Below are 14,782 nucleotides of genomic sequence, written 5' to 3'. Positions count from 1 at the left end.
CCCTACACGAGGATAGGGAAAACCCTAATAAACACCCCGGCAGAGAGCAAGCCGATGGCATAAAAAAGGTCTGCACCCGCTCGCGGATGCAGACCTCATAAGTGGATTCTATGAATAAAAGAAATTATTCAGCCTTGGGAGCTTCCTCGGCAGGAGCCTCGGCTGCGGGTGCCTCTGCGGCAGTTGCCTCTACAGCCTCTGCTGTTTCGGCAACCTCGGCAGCCTTGTTGCTACGACGGCTGCGGCGCGTCTTCTTCTCTGCCTTGGGAGCCTTGGCCATGTTCTCATCGAAATCGACAAGCTCGATGAAAGCGATGGAAGCGGCGTCACCCTGACGGGTGCCGAGCTTAATCACACGGGTGTAGCCACCGGGACGGTCGGCCACCTTGGCAGCCACCTCTCCGAAGAGCTCCTTCACTGCATACTTGTCCTGCAGATAACGGAAAACCACACGACGGCTGGTCGTTGTGTCGCTCTTGGAGCGTGTGATGAGGGGCTCCACATACGTCTTCAGAGCCTTGGCCTTGGCGAGGGTCGTAGTGATTCTTTTGTGCATAATCAGGCTAGATGCCATGTTTGCAAGCATGCTAGCACGATGAGATGCAGTACGACCCAGATGGTTGAATTTCTTATTGTGTCTCATTTTCTTTTCTTGTTGCGGATTTACTCCTTATCCAATTTATACTTTGAAATGTCGGTTCCAAACGAAAGATTCAGACTCTCGAGCAAATCATCAAGCTCTGAGAGCGATTTCTTACCGAAGTTGCGGAACTTCAACAGATCCGTCTTGTTGTACTGTACGAGATCGCCGAGGGTCTCCACGTCGGCAGCTTTCAGGCAGTTGAGCGCACGAACACTGAGGTTCAGGTCGAGCAGCTTGGTCTTAAGCAGCTGGCGCATGTGCAACACCTCCTCATCAAACTCCTGATTGCCGTCCTGGTCGGGGCTCTCAAGCGTGATCTTCTCATCGGAGAAGAGCATGAAGTGATAGATGAGAATCTTGGCGGCCTCTTTGAGCGCGTCCTTCGGGTGAATGGAACCATCCGTCGTGACTTCAAGGGTGAGCTTGTCGTAGTCGGTCTTCTGCTCGACACGAGTGGGCTCCACACTGTAGCGCACGTTGCGGATCGGGGTGTAGATGGAATCGATGGGCAGCACATTGACATCCGTGCAGAACTCGCGGTTCTCCTCGGCGGGCACATAGCCGCGGCCTTTGTTGACCGTAAGATCAATCTGCATAGAAGCATGGGCATCTAAATTGCAAATCACCAAATCAGGGTTTAACACTTCAAATCCAGTCAGATACTTACCGATATCACCTGCTTTGAATTCGGTGGAATTCTCTACGGTGATACTAACTTTCTCGTTCTCGAATTCTTCTACTACTTGTTTGAATCGAACTTGCTTGAGATTCAAAATGATGTTGGTAACATCTTCCTTTACACCGGGGACCGAAGAGAACTCATGCTCAACACCGCCAATACGGACGGTGTTGATGGCATAGCCCTCCAGCGATGAAAGGAGGATGCGGCGCAGGGCATTACCAATGGTAACACCGAAGCCAGGCTCAAGAGGGGAAAACTCGAATTTTCCGTTGGTCTCCGAAGCCTCCAGCATCACAACTTTATCAGGTTTTTGAAATGCTAATATCGCCATTAATTTAATGATTTATTGTTTAGAGTACAACTCAACGATTAACTGCTCCTTGATATTCTCGGGGATGTCGGCACGCTCCGGCCTATGGAGGAACTTGCCACTCTTACTGTTCTGATCCCACTCCAACCAAGGATACTTGCTGTGATTGAATCCTGCAAGAGCAGTTTCCACCACCTCGAGCGACTTGGATTTCTCACGAACACCAATCACCTGACCGGCCTTCACAGAGAACGAAGCGATATTGACCACCTGGCCATCGACGGTGATGTGTCTGTGGCTCACCAGCTGGCGGGCTGCCGCACGCGTGGGGGCAATGCCAAGACGGAACACCACATTGTCAAGGCGGCACTCAAGAAGTTGAAGCAGCACCTCACCGGTGATACCATCGCTCTTGGCAGCCTTGTCGAACAGATTGCGGAACTGACGCTCCAGCACACCATAGGTGTACTTGGCTTTCTGCTTCTCTGCCAGCTGGGAGCCGTACTCCGACTGCTTGCGGCGACGATCATTGCCGTGCTGCCCTGGAGGGAAATTACGCTTTGCCAGTACCTTGTCTGCACCGAAAATGGGCTCTCCAAAACGGCGTGCAATTCTTGATTTAGGACCTATATATCTTGCCATAATTTATTAAATGCTTTTAATCAATTGTATCTGTTTAATACTCACTTTATACACGACGGCGCTTGGGAGGACGGCAACCGTTGTGCGGCAGCGGAGTAACGTCTACAATCTCGGTCACCTCAATACCGGCACCGTGGATGGCACGAATAGCGCTCTCACGACCGTTACCCGGACCCTTGACATAAGCCTTTACCTTACGCAGGCCAAGACCATAAGCCACCTTGGCACAGTCCTCTGCTGCCATCTGGGCAGCATAAGGCGTGTTCTTCTTGGAACCACGGAAACCCATCTTACCGGCCGAAGACCAAGAAATCACCTGGCCCTCGCCGTTAGCGAGCGATACAATGATATTGTTGAAAGAGCTATGAACATGGAGCTGTCCGATAGCATCAACTCTTACATTTCTCTTCTTGGATGTTGCTTTTGTTTTTGCCATAATTAATTTCCTCCTCTAAATTACTTAGTAGCTTTCTTCTTGTTAGCAACAGTCTTCTTCTTTCCCTTACGGGTACGAGCATTATTCTTAGTACTCTGACCGCGAACCGGAAGACCATTACGATGACGTACACCACGATAGCAACCAATATCCATCAGGCGCTTGATATTCATCTGGATCTCTGAACGAAGATCACCTTCTACTTTGAATTCAGCACCGATAATTTCGCGGATCTTAGCTGCCTGGTCGTCAGACCACTCGCTGACCTTCAGGTCACGGCTCACGCCGGCTTTATCCAATATCTTTGCTGAACTACTTCGACCTATGCCATAAACATAAGTCAATGCGATTTCGCCACGCTTATTCTGGGGCAAATCTACTCCAACAATTCTTATTGCCATTTGTTGATTGAATAAATGAATTTAATGATTAAATGCGTTAAATGTGCTAAAAAGCATGCAAAGATACAAATTAAAACGGGCAATTTGAATCAATTGCTGTTTTTTAACATTAACCCTGGCGCAATTTAAATTTGGGGTTCTTCTTGTTGATGACGAACAGACGACCCTTACGACGAACGATCTGGCAGTCGGCTGTACGCTTCTTTAATGATGCTCTTGTCTTCATATCTGAAAGATATCTAATTGATTGGTTATTTGTATCTGAATTCAATTCTGCCCTTTGTGAGATCGTAGGGGCTCATGGCCACTTTTACCTTGTCGCCAGGAAGAATCTTGATGTAATGCAAACGCATCTTTCCAGAAATGTTTGCAATAATCTGTACTCCATTCTCGAGTTCAACGCGGAACATGGCATTAGAGAGACTCTCGATAACCGTTCCGTCTTGTTCAATTGCAGACTGCTTTGACATATTTAATAAATAACTCTTTCTTGATGTTCTATTTCTTCAAACGTTGATAAAATCTCTGCCCCACCCTTTCGTATGGCGATGGTGTGCTCGAAATGCGCAGCCGGCTTGCCGTCGCGGGTGACAATGCTCCATTTGTCTGGCAACATCCATATACGCCGGTCGCCCATGGTTATCATAGGCTCGATAGCGATGCACATTCCAGACTTGAGCATAGTCCCCTGCCCGCGGGAGCCATAGTTGGGAACAGGAGGATCCTCATGCATTTCTCGGCCTATTCCATGGCCGGTCAACTCGCGGACAACCCCATACCCCTGGGCTTCGCAATAGTCCTGCACCGCTGCACTTATATCGCCAATGTGCTTTCCCGGCAGTGCCTGTTCAATGGCTCTATACAGACTTTCCTTGGTTGTCTTGAGAAGATGCCTCACCTCCTCACTGACCTTGCCCACACAGAAAGTGTAGCAACTGTCACCATTGAAACCATCCAGAAGTGCACCACAATCCACAGATATGATGTCGCCTTCCTTCAGAACGGCATCTGCACTCGGTATGCCATGTACGACGACATGGTTGACCGAGGTACAGATAGAGCCGGGAAAAGGTCCTCCGTAAAGATTGGGGAAGTTCTTGAACGTTGGTGTGGCACCGTGGTCGCGAATGAACTCCTCCGCAATCTGATCCAACTGGAGGGTCGTTACACCTGATTTGATATGTCTGCCCACCTCTGCAAGGGTTGCACCAACAAGTTGGTTGGCCTTGCGCATGAGCTCGATTTCATCCTCTGTCTTCAGAAATATCTTCATTTCCAAAAGACGAAATTAGTAAGCGCTTACAGTTCCGCTATTGCGAGTGTGACCAGAGTTCAGCAAGCCATCATAGTGGCGCATGAGCAAGTAGCTTTCTATCTGCTGGAGCGTGTCAATGACCACACCTACAGTAATCAGCAGCGAGGTGCCGCCAAAGAACTGCGAGAAAGCAGTCTGGACATCGAGCAGTCCGGCAAAAGCCGGCATCACGGCGATGAAGGCAATAAAGAGCGAACCAGGCAACGTGATGCGGGACATCACGGTGTCGATGTACTCGGCGGTATCATGACCAGGCTTGACACCAGGGATGAAACCATTATTACGCTTCATGTCTTCAGCCATCTGCTGAGGATTCAGTGTAATAGCCGTATAGAAGTACGTAAATGCTATGATGAGAATGACATAAACAACGTTGTAGAGCAAGCTACGGTTGTCCATCATGTCATGAACCCACCAAGACGCGCCATCACTTTGGAACTGAACGATAAGCAGGGGAATGAACATCAGTGCTTGAGCAAAGATGATAGGCATGACGTTGGCTGCAAAAAGCTTGAGGGGGATGTACTGGCGTGCACCTCCGTACTGCTTGTTGCCGACCAGCCGCTTGGCATACTGCACAGGTACCTTGCGCGTTCCTTGCACCAAGAGAATTGATGCACAAACAACTGCATAAAGAATGAGAATCTCAGCGATAAACATCACAAGTCCACCACCAGAAATGGCGGTGAACCTGGAACTTACCTCCTGCACGAATGCCTGAGGCAAGCGGGCAATAATACCCAACATGATGATTAATGAGATACCATTCCCTACTCCCTTGTCCGTGATACGCTCACCCAGCCAAAGAATGAACATACTGCCTGCTGCAAGGATGATTGTGGCCGGAATCATGAACACACTCCAAGAGATGCCGCTGGCCAGTGCAGAAGTGGCCTGCATCTTCAGGTTGATCAGGTAACTCGGAGCCTGAAACAGCAGAATGGCTACTGTCAGGACTCGAGTGTACCATTGGATTCGTTTATGACCACTTTCGCCTTCACGCTGCATCTTCTGAAAATAAGGTACAGCAACGGCAAGCAGCTGCATAACAATGGAAGCTGAGATGTAAGGCATAATTCCAAGCGCAAAGATTGACGCATTGGAAAAAGCTCCACCAGAGAACATGTCCAACAGTGACATCAAGCCACCGGCGGTCTGCGACTGAAGCTGATCAAGCTTGGCCGGATCTATACCTGGCAAAACCACGAACGACCCAAAGCGATAGATAGCCGTAAACAGAAGAGTGACGAGGAGACGCTGACGCAAGTCCTCGACCTTCCAACAGTTCTTTAGTGTCTCAATAAACTTTTTCATTGTTAGATTATTGTTGCGTTACCACCAACAGCTTTAATTGCCTCTTCTGCTGTCTTGGAGAAAGCATGAGCTTCCACTTCGACCTTAGCTTTAAGCTCGCCGTTACCAAGAATCTTCACCAACTCCTTGCCATTGGTCAGGCCAGCAGCAACGAGTTCGGCAATTCCAATCTTGGTAAAGTTCTTTTCCTCAGCCAGCTTCTGCAACGTAGACAGATTGACAGCGAAATACTCCTTATGGTTAATATTCTTGAAACCAGCCTTCGGAACACGACGCTGCAGTGGCATCTGACCACCCTCGAAGCCAATCTTGCGCTTATAACCAGAGCGAGCCTTGGCACCCTTGTGACCACGAGTAGAAGTGCCGCCCAGACCTGAACCCGGACCACGACCAATGCGACGACGAGAATGTGTAGAACCCTTTGCTGGCTTCAAATTATTTAATTTCATGATTACGTCTGAATTTAAAAAGAATTATTACTTAACTACCTCAACCAGGTGGTGAACCTTGCGAATCATGCCCTGGATGCTCGGAGTGTCTTCAACCTCAACAACCTGGGAGATCTTGCGGAGGCCCAGAGAAAGAAGTGTTCTCTTCTGGTCTACGGGAGCACCGATACGGCTCTTAATCTGCTTAACTTTAATTGTTGCCATGTTGTGTATCTCCTAATTAACCGTTAAATACTTTATCCATAGAAATACCGCGCTCACCAGCAATCTGATAAGCATCACGCATCTCAGACAAGGCGGCGATAGTGGCCTTTACCAAGTTGTGGGCATTGGAAGAGCCCTTGGACTTGGCAATCACGTCAGAAACACCGGCACTCTCCAGCACGGCACGCATGGCACCACCAGCTTTCAGGCCTGTACCTGCTGCTGCCGGCTTCAGCAAAACCCGAGCTCCACCGAATTTTACTTCTACTTCGTGGGGAATAGTACCCTTGAGCACAGGAACCTTCACCAGATTCTTCTTGGCAGCCTCCGTACCCTTGGCAATGGCTGCTGTAACCTCGCCGGCCTTTCCCAGGCCATAACCGATTACGCCCTTGCCGTCACCAACAACAATGATGGCAGCGAATGTGAATGTACGACCACCCTTGGTAACCTTAGTTACGCGGTTGATGGCAACCAAGCGATCCTTTAATTCAGCGTCACTATTTACTTTTACTTTATTCATTGCCATAAATGTTTAAAATTTGAGACCACCTTTACGAGCCGCATCAGCCAAAGCCTGAACGCGGCCATGATAGAGGTAACCGTTGCGGTCGAACACTACAGACTCCACACCAGCAGCCTTGGCTTTCTCTGCAACGAGCTCGCCAACTTTCTCTGCCTGCTGAATCTTAGGCATCTTCTCAAGACCAAGTGAGGAAGCTGCGGCAAGTGTCCGGCCTTCTTTATCGTTGATAATCTGAGCGTAAATCTGCTTGTTAGAGCGGAATACACTGAGACGGGGACGCTCAGCCGTTCCATTCACACTCTTGCGAATGCGGAACTTTATCTTAATTCGTCTTTCTACTTTCTTTGTTGTCATAATCGTAAATCCTAATTAAAATTACTTCGCTGCAGCGGTCTTACCAGACTTTCTGCGAATAACCTCGCCCTTAAACAGGATACCCTTACCCTTGTAAGGCTCAGGCTTACGGAAAGAACGAATCTTAGCACAAATGAGACCCAGCAACTGCTTGTCTGCACTCTCCAGTGTAATGATAGGGTTCTGGTTTCTCTCAGACTTGGTCTCCACTTTTACCTCGCTCGGAAGCTCAAGGAAGATCGGATGTGTATAACCCAGCGAAAGCTCAAGGAGATTGCCTTGGTTGGAAACACGATAACCGACACCGACAAGCTCAAGCGTCTTGGTATAGCCTTCGCTCACGCCAACAACCATGTTATTGACCAACGAACGATAAAGGCCATGGAAAGCCTGCTTCTGCTTGGTTTCAACAGGACTGTTCTCATCTATTTCGAGAATGAGTTCGGCATCCTGGCGATTCAACTTGATAGAAGGATTGATATACTGTGAAAGTTCACCCTTAGGGCCCTTTACTGTAACAACATTGGTCTTCTCGTCAAAGTTTACAGTAACACCTGACGGAATACTAATTGGCAATTTTCCTATTCTTGACATGCTCAAATCCTCCAATTAATAAATGTAGCAAAGAACTTCGCCGCCGATCTTCAAGTCAGCAGCCTCCTTGTTGGTCATCACACCCTGGGACGTGGATAAGATGGCGATACCCAGTCCATTAATAACTCTCGGCATGTCCTTGTAACCAGTGTAACGGCGGAGACCTGGTGTAGACACACGCTTCAAATTCTTGATAGCGTTTTGCTTGGTTTCGGGATCATACTTCAAGGCAACCTTGATTGTTCCCTGAGGACCATCCTCAATGAACTTGTAGTTCAGAATGTAACCTTTCTCAAAGAGAATCTTTGTAATCGACTTCTTCAAGTTAGACGCAGGAACCTCTACCACACGGTGATGAGCCATGATTGCGTTTCTGAGTCTTGTCAGATAATCTGCTATTGGATCTGTCATAAAATATAAAAGTTTAATTAATCGGGACTACCCCGACAATATTAAAAAATCGTTGGACGGTGATAGGAGATAGTGAAAAGTGCTCGACGAAACGGTATATGGCCCTTGCAGCCAAGTTAACTGTCACCAGCCACTATTCACTATAACCACGTTCACACTTCCTATTACCAGCTGGCTTTCTTCACGCCCGGAATAAGACCTTGAGAGGCCATCTCACGGAACTGGATACGGGAAATACCGAACTGACGGATGTAACCCTTAGGACGACCCGTTATCTTGCAGCGGTTGTGCAGACGAATAGGGTTGGCGTTCTTGGGGATAACCTGCAACTTGCGGGCAGCCTCGTAAGCCTCGGCAGGATCCTGTGCAGTAGCGATAATCTTCTTCAGAGCTGCGCGCTTCTCAGCGTAACGAGCAACAAGTTTCGCACGTTTTACCTCGCGAGCTTTCATTGATTCTTTTGCCATATCTCTTAATCGTTTTTAGCGTTCTTGAAAGGAAGTCCGAAAGCCTTGAGAAGAGCATAGCCTTCTTCGTCAGTCTTTGCAGAGGTCACGAAAGTGATGTTCATACCCTGAATGCGATCCACTTGGTCGATGTTAATTTCTGGGAAAATAATCTGCTCCGTCACACCGAGCGTATAGTTGCCACGGCCGTCAAACTTGCTGTTGATACCCTTGAAATCGCGGATACGGGGCAAAGCCACACGCACGAGTTTTTCGAGGAACTCATACATGCGCTCACGGCGCAGTGTAACCATCACGCCAATCGGCATCTTCTTACGAAGCTTGAAGTTGGCAATATCCTTTTTGGAGAATGTGGCTACGGCTTTCTGTCCGGTAATGGCAGAAATCTCGTTCACGGCTACATCAACAATCTTCTTGTCCTGAGTAGCATCGCCAAGACCCTGATTGATCACGATCTTCTGCAAAACAGGAACCTGCATTGACGAAGTATAGTTGAACTGCTCTTTCAAAGCAGGGGCAATCTGCTCGTTATATTGTTTCTTTAACTGTGCTGTATCCATTATTTAATCTCCTCCCCTGACTTTTTAGCAATACGAATAATCTTCTTACCCTCGCGCTTGATGGCAATACGAGTTGCCTTGCCGCTCTTGGGATCGATCAGACTCAAATTCGAGATGTGAATAGGAGCCTCCATCTTCACAATACCTCCCTGAGGATGCTTGGCAGAAGGCTTTGCGCTCTTTGAAACCACATTGACTCCTTCGACGATAGCGCGGTTCTCAGCAACCAGCACCTTGAGCACTTTACCGCTTTTGCCCTTGTCTGCACCAGCAAGCACAATTACGGTATCGTCTTTCTTTATATGTAACTTACTCATTACTTTAAATGTTTAATGATTAAAGGACCTCAGGTGCCAAGGAAACGACTTTCATGTTCACAGCACGCAACTCGCGAGCCACAGGACCAAAAATACGGCTACCACGGAGCTCACCGGCATTGTTAAGCAACACACAGGCGTTGTCGTCGAAACGGATGTAGGAACCGTCCTGACGACGGATCTCTTTCTTGGTGCGTACAACCAAAGCCTTAGATACTGCACCCTTCTTCAAATCACTGGATGGAATGACATTTCTGACTGCAACAACAATCACGTCACCAACACTAGCATAACGGCGGCCGGTACCACCAAGTACCCGGATGCACATAGCCTCACGTGCTCCGCTGTTATCACAAACTGTAAGTTTAGATAATGCCTGTATCATAATTACTTAGCCTTTTCTACGATTTGTACTAATCTCCATCTCTTCGTCTTGGACAGAGGACGAGTCTCCATAATCTGAACGGTATCACCTACGTGAGCCTCATTCTTCTCGTCATGAGCATGGTACTTCTTTGTCTTCTGGACAAACTTACCATAAATAGGGTGCATCTCCTTGAACTTGCTTGCAATAACAATGGTTTTATCCATCTTGTCACTGACAACAACACCCTGTCTTACCTTTCTTAAATTTCTTGTTTCCATCTGGACCATTATTATTTTCCAAGTTCTCTCTGACGAAGTTCTGTCTTCATGCGCGCGATATCACGACGGGTAGCCCTAATCTGCATAGGATTCTCAAGCGGAGTGACCTGGTGGTTGAGCTTCATATTGTTCAGAGCTTCCACTGTCTGCTCCAGCTTCTCGCGCAAGTCCTTGTCGGCGAGTTCTTTCAATTCTTTACTCTTCATAATTAAGCATTTTTATCGTAATCACGTCTTACCACAAACTTGGTCTTCACTGGGAGCTTCTGCGCAGCGAGGCGAAGGGCCTCCTTGGCAATATCAAAGCTCACACCCTCTACTTCAAAGAGGATACGTCCCGGAGTAACCGGTGCAACCCATCCAGCGGGATCACCCTTACCCTTACCCATTCGGACATCGGCAGGCTTGCGGGTGATGGGCTTGTCCGGGAAGATGCGAATCCAGACCTGACCTTCACGGTTCATATAACGGTTGACAGCGACACGTGCTGCCTCAATCTGACGGCTGTCGATCCATTTGGCTTCAAGGGTCTTGATACCGAATGATCCGAAAGCCAGCTGTGTACCCCTATGGGCGTTGCCCTTATTGCCACGTCCGTCTTGAGGTCTTCTATATTTTACTCTTTTTGGCTGTAACATTGTAGCTTCTTACTTTTAACGGTTATTACTTCTTCTACGACCACCGCGGCCCTGGCGACCATTGCTACGACTGCCGCCCTGCTTCTCCTGCGAGAAGTTAGGAGCGAGGTCACGCTTGCCGTAAACCTCACCTCGGCAAATCCATACCTTGATGCCCAGAAGTCCCACCTTGGTCAGAGCCTCTGTCTGGCAGAAGTCGACGTCTGCACGGAATGTATGCAACGGAGTACGACCCTCCTTGTACATTTCCTTACGAGCAATTTCCGCACCGTTCAGACGGCCGGAGATCTGAATCTTAATACCCTCAGCACCAGCACGCATAGTGTTCTGGACAGCCATTTTGATTGCACGGCGATAAGCCATCATGTGCTCAATCTGACTGGCAACGTTCTTGCCAACGATCGTAGCATCAAGTTCAGGCTTCTTCACCTCGAAGATATTAATCTGAATATCTTTCTTGTAGAGTTTCTTCAGCTCCTCTTTCAGTTTGTCTACATCCTGACCACCTTTACCAATGACGATCCCCGGACGGGCTGTGCAAATAGTGATGGTGACGAGTTTCAGAGTACGCTCGATGACAATGCGCGAAACGCTGGCTTTCTCCAGACGCTTGTTCAGATACTTGCGGATTTCACGATCCTCCACGAGGTTCTCTCCGAAGCTCTTGCCACCGAACCAATTTGAATCCCAACCACGGATAATACCAAGACGGTTGCTTATTGGATTTACTTTCTGTCCCATTCTATTTCTTATTTTTCATCGTTAGTTTTGGCATCAACAAACAAAGTCACGTGGTTTGAACGCTTGCGGATTCTGTAACCACGGCCCTGAGGAGCCGGTCTCATACGTTTCATTGTGACGCCTTCGTCAACGAAGACTTTGCTTATAAAGAGTTCTCCATCCTCTGCCTTGCGGTCATTCTTAACCTCCCAGTTGGCAATGGCCGAGCGCAGCAGCTTCTCAACGTCGGCAGCTGCCTTTTTCTTGGAGAACTTCAGTACTGCGAGGGCACGGTTCACCTCAAGGCCACGAATCAAGTCTACGACATAGCGCATCTTACGTGGGGAAGAGGGGACACCCTTCAGTTTGGCGAAGTACAGATTCTTGCGGGCTTCTTTCATCTTTTCAGCCGCATTATGTTTTCTTGCTCCCATTATTATTCTAATTTAAAATGGTTTTGTCCCCTTACTTCTTGTTATTGCCGGAGTGGCCGCCGAAACGACGGGTCGGAGAGAACTCTCCGAGCTTGTGACCCACCATGTTCTCGGTAATGTATACAGGGATAAATTTGTTTCCGTTATGAACTGCAACAGTATGACCCACGAAATCCGGGGAAATCATTGATGCTCTGGCCCAAGTCTTCACAACACTCTTCTTTCCACTCTCGTTCATGGCGAGAATCTTCTTTTCGAGTGATACGTTGATATAAGGACCCTTTTTAAGTGAACGACTCATAATCTTCTACTCTAATTAACTTGGTTACTTCTTGTTAGCTCTTTCAATGATATACTTGTTAGAGAGCTTCTTAGGTGCACGTGTCTTGAGACCCTTTGCATACAAGCCCTTGCGCGAACGCGGGTGACCACCTGACTGACGGCCTTCACCACCACCCATGGGGTGATCGACAGGGTTCATAACGACACCGCGGTTGTGAGGACGACGGCCCAGCCAACGGGAACGTCCAGCCTTACCAGACTGTTCCAGAGCGTGGTCAGAGTTGCCGACACTACCAACGGTAGCCTTGCAGGCAGAGAGAATCTGGCGAGTCTCTCCTGAAGGGAGCTTAATCACACAATAAGCACCATCACGTGAAGTTAACTGAGCAAAGTTACCAGCCGAACGAACGAGCAGAGCACCTTGTCCGGGACGCAATTCGATGTTGTGAATCACGGTACCCACGGGGATGTTGGCCAACGGGAGAGCATTACCGACCTCGGGTGCTGCCTCAGCACCCGACATCAGTGTTGCGCCCACCTTCAGTCCGTTAGGAGCAATAATGTAACGTTTCTCACCATCTGCATAGAATAAGAGGGCAATACGAGCAGACCGGTTAGGGTCATACTCGATTGTCTTTACTACAGCAGGAACACCATCTTTCTCTCGTTTGAAGTCGATCAGACGAAACTTCCTCTTGTGACCACCGCCGATGTAGCGGACAGTCATCTTACCGGTGTTGTTTCGACCACCGGTAGAACGTTTACCGTAAACGAGAGACTTTTCTGGCACGGATGCAGTAATCTCCTCGAACGTGCCAATAACCTTGTGTCTTTGTCCCGGGGTGACCGGGCTGAATTTACGTACTGCCATTTTTAATCTATATTGCTGTAAAAATCAATTGTCTCACCATCTTTCAAGGTGACGATAGCCTTCTTGAACGCGTTCTTCTGGCCTTTCACAAGACCTGCCTTGGTATAGCGGCTGGAGCGCTTGCCGGCATAGCGAAGCGTGTTCACATCAACGACTGTAACATGATACAGACCCTCGACCTCTTTCTTAATCTGGAGCTTGTTAGCTTCTGGGCGGACAACAAAGCCGTAACGGTTCGGTTGTTTGTCTGTAATCTTGGTCATCTTCTCAGTGACCAGGGGTTTGATGATAAATGCCATAATTCTAATTCTACTCTAATTACTTGTTTAAGATGCTGTCGATTGTCTTCAAAGAACTCTCGGCTACAACCAGCACGTCAGCGTTCAAAACTTTGTACGTATTCAGCGCGCTGGCCGTCATCACCTCTGCCTTCTGGATATTACGAGCGGACAAATATACATTTTTATTTATACCCGGCAAAACAACGAGTGTCTTCTTACCCTCGACTTTAAGATTTTTAGTGATATTTACAAAATCTTTAGTCTTCGGAGCCTGGAGATCAAAGTCCTCCACCACAATGATGGCGTTGTCCTGAGCCTTGTAAGACAGTGCGGATTTGCGAGCAAGAATCTTTACTTTCTTGTTCAATTTGAAACGATAGTCGCGGGGCTTGGGGCCAAATGCGCGACCACCACCCACGAGCACCGGCGACTTGATGTCACCACGACGTGCACCGCCACCGCCTTTCTGGCGGCCAAGCTTCCGGGTAGAACCGCTGTGCTCACTTCTTTCCTTTGCCTTGGCAGTGCCCTGACGCTGGTCGGCAAGATACTGCTTTACATCCAGATAAAGAACGTGATCGTTAGGCTCAATCCCAAAGATAGCATCATTCAGAGTTACCTTTCTTCCGGTCTCTTGACCGTTGATATTTAAAACGCTAACTTCCATTACTTCTCAATTAAAACAGTTGAACCATTGCAACCGGCGAAAGAACCTTTCACAATCAGGAGGTTCTGCTCCGGAATTACCTTTAATACCTTGAGGTTCTGTGTGGTTACACGGTCGCCTCCCATCTGGCCACCCATGCGCATGCCCTTGAAGACCTTTGCAGGGTAAGAGCAGGCACCGATTGCACCCGGCTTGCGTGCGCGGTCGTCCTGACCGTGGGTGCTCTGGCCTACACCGCCGAAACCATGACGCTTGACAACGCCCTGGAAACCTTTACCCTTGGAGGTGCCGACAACGTCCACATACTCTGTGCCGTTGAACAGCTCCACCGTGATGGTGTCACCGAGGTTATATTCCTCATCAAACTTGAACTCGGCCAAGTGCTTTTTTGGTGTTGTACCTGCCTTCTTGAAGATTCCGGCCATAGGCTTGTTGGTTCTATTCTCCTTAGCCTCGCCGTAAGCCAACTGTACAGCTTTGTAGCCGTCTTTCTCAACGGTCTTTACCTGAGTAACAACACAAGGACCAGCTTCGATAACAGTGCACGGTGTATTCTTACCGTCGGCACTGAAAACGGATGTCATTCCGATTTTTCTTCCAATTAATCCTGGCATTTCAAT

29 protein-coding genes are annotated in these 14,782 nt (G+C 48.4%); all 29 read right to left on the bottom strand.

The window, feature by feature from the left end:
- Window positions 1–124: 124 nt before the first annotated feature.
- Complete coding sequence (gene rplQ / locus PREDE_RS01335; protein ID WP_015298362.1) at window positions 125–643, bottom strand: 50S ribosomal protein L17; 519 nt, start codon at window positions 641–643, stop codon at window positions 125–127.
- A 20-nt stretch (window positions 644–663) separates the two neighbouring features.
- On the bottom strand, window positions 664–1,656 hold the full coding sequence (locus PREDE_RS01330; protein ID WP_005844095.1) for a DNA-directed RNA polymerase subunit alpha: 993 nt from the start codon (window positions 1,654–1,656) through the stop codon (window positions 664–666).
- A gap of 12 nt (window positions 1,657–1,668) precedes the next feature.
- Window positions 1,669–2,277 (bottom strand): 30S ribosomal protein S4, encoded by a 609-nt coding sequence (gene rpsD, locus PREDE_RS01325; RefSeq protein WP_005844097.1) that lies wholly within the window; start codon window positions 2,275–2,277, stop codon window positions 1,669–1,671.
- Window positions 2,278–2,323: 46 nt separating this feature from the next.
- Entirely contained in the window at window positions 2,324–2,713 is a 390-nt protein-coding gene (gene rpsK, locus PREDE_RS01320; RefSeq protein ID WP_005844098.1) for a 30S ribosomal protein S11, read from the bottom strand.
- A 20-nt stretch (window positions 2,714–2,733) separates the two neighbouring features.
- Complete coding sequence (gene rpsM / locus PREDE_RS01315; RefSeq protein WP_005844100.1) at window positions 2,734–3,114, bottom strand: 30S ribosomal protein S13; 381 nt, start codon at window positions 3,112–3,114, stop codon at window positions 2,734–2,736.
- 109 nt (window positions 3,115–3,223) lie between these two features.
- Window positions 3,224–3,340 carry a type B 50S ribosomal protein L36 gene (gene ykgO, locus PREDE_RS13360; RefSeq protein ID WP_015298361.1) on the bottom strand — a complete coding sequence of 39 codons (117 nt, stop codon included), beginning with the start codon at window positions 3,338–3,340 and terminating at the stop codon, window positions 3,224–3,226.
- Between the two features lie 25 nt (window positions 3,341–3,365).
- Window positions 3,366–3,584, bottom strand: coding sequence for a translation initiation factor IF-1 (gene infA, locus PREDE_RS01310; RefSeq protein ID WP_005844106.1), 219 nt, complete (start codon window positions 3,582–3,584; stop codon window positions 3,366–3,368).
- A 2-nt stretch (window positions 3,585–3,586) separates the two neighbouring features.
- Window positions 3,587–4,387 carry a type I methionyl aminopeptidase gene (gene map, locus PREDE_RS01305; RefSeq protein ID WP_015298360.1) on the bottom strand — a complete coding sequence of 267 codons (801 nt, stop codon included), beginning with the start codon at window positions 4,385–4,387 and terminating at the stop codon, window positions 3,587–3,589.
- A 15-nt stretch (window positions 4,388–4,402) separates the two neighbouring features.
- A complete protein-coding gene (gene secY / locus PREDE_RS01300) occupies window positions 4,403–5,743 on the bottom strand; it encodes a preprotein translocase subunit SecY (RefSeq protein ID WP_005844110.1) in 1,341 nt (446 codons plus the stop codon).
- 2 nt (window positions 5,744–5,745) lie between these two features.
- On the bottom strand, window positions 5,746–6,192 hold the full coding sequence (gene rplO, locus PREDE_RS01295; protein WP_015298359.1) for a 50S ribosomal protein L15: 447 nt from the start codon (window positions 6,190–6,192) through the stop codon (window positions 5,746–5,748).
- A 27-nt stretch (window positions 6,193–6,219) separates the two neighbouring features.
- Window positions 6,220–6,396: a 50S ribosomal protein L30 gene (gene rpmD, locus PREDE_RS01290; RefSeq protein ID WP_005844114.1), complete on the bottom strand. Its 177-nt coding sequence runs from the start codon at window positions 6,394–6,396 to the stop codon at window positions 6,220–6,222.
- Window positions 6,397–6,412: 16 nt separating this feature from the next.
- Window positions 6,413–6,925, bottom strand: a complete 513-nt coding sequence (gene rpsE, locus PREDE_RS01285; protein ID WP_005844115.1) for a 30S ribosomal protein S5 — start codon at window positions 6,923–6,925, stop codon at window positions 6,413–6,415.
- Window positions 6,926–6,931: 6 nt separating this feature from the next.
- Window positions 6,932–7,276 (bottom strand): 50S ribosomal protein L18, encoded by a 345-nt coding sequence (rplR, locus tag PREDE_RS01280; RefSeq protein WP_005844117.1) that lies wholly within the window; start codon window positions 7,274–7,276, stop codon window positions 6,932–6,934.
- A gap of 21 nt (window positions 7,277–7,297) precedes the next feature.
- Window positions 7,298–7,870, bottom strand: coding sequence for a 50S ribosomal protein L6 (rplF, locus tag PREDE_RS01275; protein ID WP_015298357.1), 573 nt, complete (start codon window positions 7,868–7,870; stop codon window positions 7,298–7,300).
- Between the two features lie 15 nt (window positions 7,871–7,885).
- The gene (gene rpsH / locus PREDE_RS01270) at window positions 7,886–8,281 is read right to left on the bottom strand and encodes a 30S ribosomal protein S8 (RefSeq protein WP_005844121.1); all 396 of its coding nucleotides are present in this window, start codon (window positions 8,279–8,281) and stop codon (window positions 7,886–7,888) included.
- A 164-nt stretch (window positions 8,282–8,445) separates the two neighbouring features.
- Complete coding sequence (gene rpsN / locus PREDE_RS01265; RefSeq protein ID WP_005844123.1) at window positions 8,446–8,748, bottom strand: 30S ribosomal protein S14; 303 nt, start codon at window positions 8,746–8,748, stop codon at window positions 8,446–8,448.
- A 5-nt stretch (window positions 8,749–8,753) separates the two neighbouring features.
- Window positions 8,754–9,308, bottom strand: a complete 555-nt coding sequence (rplE, locus tag PREDE_RS01260) for a 50S ribosomal protein L5 (protein ID WP_005844125.1) — start codon at window positions 9,306–9,308, stop codon at window positions 8,754–8,756.
- Window positions 9,308–9,625, bottom strand: coding sequence for a 50S ribosomal protein L24 (gene rplX / locus PREDE_RS01255; RefSeq protein WP_005844127.1), 318 nt, complete (start codon window positions 9,623–9,625; stop codon window positions 9,308–9,310). Before rplX ends, rplE begins: the two co-directional genes overlap by 1 nt.
- 19 nt (window positions 9,626–9,644) lie before the next feature.
- Window positions 9,645–10,010 (bottom strand): 50S ribosomal protein L14, encoded by a 366-nt coding sequence (gene rplN / locus PREDE_RS01250; protein ID WP_015298356.1) that lies wholly within the window; start codon window positions 10,008–10,010, stop codon window positions 9,645–9,647.
- A gap of 2 nt (window positions 10,011–10,012) precedes the next feature.
- Complete coding sequence (gene rpsQ / locus PREDE_RS01245) at window positions 10,013–10,270, bottom strand: 30S ribosomal protein S17 (RefSeq protein WP_015298355.1); 258 nt, start codon at window positions 10,268–10,270, stop codon at window positions 10,013–10,015.
- 11 nt (window positions 10,271–10,281) lie between these two features.
- Window positions 10,282–10,476, bottom strand: coding sequence for a 50S ribosomal protein L29 (rpmC, locus tag PREDE_RS01240; protein ID WP_005844133.1), 195 nt, complete (start codon window positions 10,474–10,476; stop codon window positions 10,282–10,284).
- 2 nt (window positions 10,477–10,478) lie between these two features.
- Window positions 10,479–10,907, bottom strand: a complete 429-nt coding sequence (gene rplP / locus PREDE_RS01235; protein ID WP_005844135.1) for a 50S ribosomal protein L16 — start codon at window positions 10,905–10,907, stop codon at window positions 10,479–10,481.
- Between the two features lie 15 nt (window positions 10,908–10,922).
- Window positions 10,923–11,648 (bottom strand): 30S ribosomal protein S3, encoded by a 726-nt coding sequence (gene rpsC, locus PREDE_RS01230; protein ID WP_005844137.1) that lies wholly within the window; start codon window positions 11,646–11,648, stop codon window positions 10,923–10,925.
- Between the two features lie 8 nt (window positions 11,649–11,656).
- Window positions 11,657–12,061, bottom strand: a complete 405-nt coding sequence (gene rplV / locus PREDE_RS01225) for a 50S ribosomal protein L22 (RefSeq protein ID WP_005844138.1) — start codon at window positions 12,059–12,061, stop codon at window positions 11,657–11,659.
- A gap of 31 nt (window positions 12,062–12,092) precedes the next feature.
- Window positions 12,093–12,362, bottom strand: coding sequence for a 30S ribosomal protein S19 (rpsS, locus tag PREDE_RS01220; RefSeq protein WP_005844140.1), 270 nt, complete (start codon window positions 12,360–12,362; stop codon window positions 12,093–12,095).
- Window positions 12,363–12,386: 24 nt separating this feature from the next.
- Entirely contained in the window at window positions 12,387–13,214 is an 828-nt protein-coding gene (rplB, locus tag PREDE_RS01215) for a 50S ribosomal protein L2 (RefSeq protein ID WP_005844142.1), read from the bottom strand.
- A 2-nt stretch (window positions 13,215–13,216) separates the two neighbouring features.
- Window positions 13,217–13,513 (bottom strand): 50S ribosomal protein L23, encoded by a 297-nt coding sequence (gene rplW, locus PREDE_RS01210; protein WP_005844144.1) that lies wholly within the window; start codon window positions 13,511–13,513, stop codon window positions 13,217–13,219.
- Window positions 13,514–13,532: 19 nt separating this feature from the next.
- Window positions 13,533–14,162: a 50S ribosomal protein L4 gene (gene rplD / locus PREDE_RS01205; protein WP_005844146.1), complete on the bottom strand. Its 630-nt coding sequence runs from the start codon at window positions 14,160–14,162 to the stop codon at window positions 13,533–13,535.
- Window positions 14,162–14,776 (bottom strand): 50S ribosomal protein L3, encoded by a 615-nt coding sequence (gene rplC / locus PREDE_RS01200; protein WP_005844148.1) that lies wholly within the window; start codon window positions 14,774–14,776, stop codon window positions 14,162–14,164. The genes rplD and rplC overlap by 1 nt, the downstream gene beginning before the upstream one ends.
- Window positions 14,777–14,782: the final 6 nt, after the last annotated feature.

The organism is Prevotella dentalis DSM 3688 (genome assembly GCF_000242335.1).
Taxonomy (GTDB): domain Bacteria; phylum Bacteroidota; class Bacteroidia; order Bacteroidales; family Bacteroidaceae; genus Prevotella; species Prevotella seregens.
The sequence above is the reverse complement of the archived record's forward strand: the minus strand, read 5'-3'. Positions and strand labels throughout refer to the sequence as shown.